The following is a 2,086-nucleotide window of genomic DNA, read 5'->3' on the forward strand; positions in this document are numbered from 1 at the left end:
TCCAGCTTTCTCCATTCTGCGTCGTCCAGCATCACTCCTCCCAGTCAGGAGGAGCAAAACGCCCGCACACGGAACACGTTCAAGGCCGAACAGGCCGTAAAATGAGCAAACTTCTCAGTGAGATCGATGGCGTCCTCTTTTCTCAAGAGGTGCTGACTAAGAGCAGAAAGCGTGCCCGCAAGAAGAACGACCAAGCTGCATTCAGGGATGCAGTTGCTGCCCTTATCTGCGATCTTACCCACTGTGTGCTTACCGGACACACAGCAGGCATCGTCCTGTCCCGCTCCAATGCTTATCTCACGACACGCTCAAGGTACAGACCAGCCTTTATCGGAAAGACCCTGCCTGACATCCTTGACCTCATGTCTGACCCCAAGCTGAGCTTCATCACACAAGAGATCGGATGCCGGGAAGAACTCTCAAAGAAGGGCAAGCTGACCAAGGTATGGCCCGGGCCTACCCTTGAGAGGCTGATCCGAGAGCGTGAGATCCACCTTGAGGACATCCGGTATCGACCTCCAACAGAGTGCATCATCCTGAAGTCAACCAAGGAGAGCTACTGGGATCAGACCCAAGTCGTGCCCTGCGATGATACCCCTGACACCCATCGCATGAGGTCAGAACTAGAGCTAATCAATGATTGGCTAGGCAGGGTCGACATTAGGTTCGACGAAAGCCTCGGCCAAGTCGATTGGACAGTTGACGCTCAAGACAGATGCCTACGGCGGATCTTCACTCGCAATAGCTTTACCTCAGGGGGCAGGCTCTTCGGAGGATTCTGGCAAAGCCTCAAGAAACAACACCGCTACGGCATCTTCATCGATGGAGAACCTGTAGCTGAGCTTGATTATGGCCAAATAGCTCCTCGGCTCCTCTATGGTCTTGCCGGAGTGGAACCACCTGAGGGAGATCTCTACGCCATCCCTGAGTTAGCCAATGAGGCAGACCCAGAGTCATGCAGAAATGGTATCAAGAAGCTCTTCAACTCAATCTTGTTCATGGAGAAGCACATTGCGAGTAAGCCAAGAGGTGCTGCCAGCCTGCTGCCTAAACGTTACTCTGCTCCAGACTTGGTGCAGATGCTGAAGGGTCTACACCCCGGAATTGCCTCATACTTTGAGACAGGGATAGGTCATCATCTTCAGTGCTTGGAAAGTCAGGTTCAAGTGGAGGTGCTTACGGATCTAAGAAAATTAGGAGTCGTAGCCCTTCCTCTCCATGATGCCATCTTAGTCCCTAGATCTAGACGCTATGAAGCAGATTCGGCCATGGCAGGTGTCTTCATGAGACAATCAGGACTGAATGCGATCGTTGAGCACAAGCCTTGGTACATAGAGGAGCATACAGAGAGTGAGATATCATCTAAGGAACCATATATCATCATGAATACATATAGTAGGTTAATACACTCAAGGTAAGATATCCTTTATAGGGTCCCGTAAGCGCTCTCTCTGCTCCGCTACCCGGCCCTCCCCACAAACTCCATCCCTCTCACATCACCCATCTCTCCCTTCAACACAGCGGCTCAACCCCGCTCAGTGAACGAGAACCCATGCCCATCATCATCATTGAACTCACCGTCCGACCGAACCCGAGAGGTTATGGTCCCTACCGCGTCTACCCCGGCCAAACCCTTCTCTGCACCGTACGTCAGCCCTTCTATGACGGAGCTCGTGAACTCCTGAGGCGTGGCTACTCGCCTGACGCATTCCTCACTATGCGTCACGAAGGGAGCGCCCATCGGTCATTCGTGCCGATCCCCATTGGTCAGGCAGCCAAGCTCACCGTGGTGGAGAACGACGCGGATGGATTGAGGGTCAGAGTCTATGAACCCCGTCCGATCAAGGCAAATCAAGAGAAGAAAGGGCTGTCGTCCCGCAGTATCAATTCTAAGCCGGAGGGCGGCACCGTACACGGCAGCGAGATGTTCTGGGTACATTCGCAGCCTGAGGGCAATCCGAGGCTTTCTGAGCGACGCCACGCCAGACTACGGCCTGTGATCGCTTGAACCACCCGATGCGGTGAGCGTTTCGCCTCTCCTGAGCGAGGAGGAGCGATGCTGTCGGACGCGCAATGGGCCGAGCTG

2 protein-coding genes are annotated in these 2,086 nt (G+C 53.9%); both read left to right on the forward strand.

From position 1 onward, the window contains the following. Window positions 1-1,418: hypothetical protein (locus tag WDW90_RS36575; RefSeq protein WP_336492633.1), on the forward strand; the 1,418-nt coding region annotated here is incomplete at its 5' end. Window positions 1,419-1,552: 134 nt separating this feature from the next. Next, complete coding sequence (locus tag WDW90_RS36580) at window positions 1,553-2,008, forward strand: hypothetical protein (protein WP_336492634.1); 456 nt, start codon at window positions 1,553-1,555, stop codon at window positions 2,006-2,008. The last annotated feature ends 78 nt before the right edge of the window (window positions 2,009-2,086 follow it).

It is taken from the genome of Methylobacterium nigriterrae, from assembly GCF_037106235.1.
Lineage (GTDB): Bacteria > Pseudomonadota > Alphaproteobacteria > Rhizobiales > Beijerinckiaceae > Methylobacterium > Methylobacterium nigriterrae.

What these genes read in the sequence shown, in the direction of transcription:
- WDW90_RS36580 (WP_336492634.1), top strand. Translation starts at nt 1,553, where the DNA reads ATGCCCATCATCATCATTGAACTCACCGTCCGACCGAACCCGAGAGGT.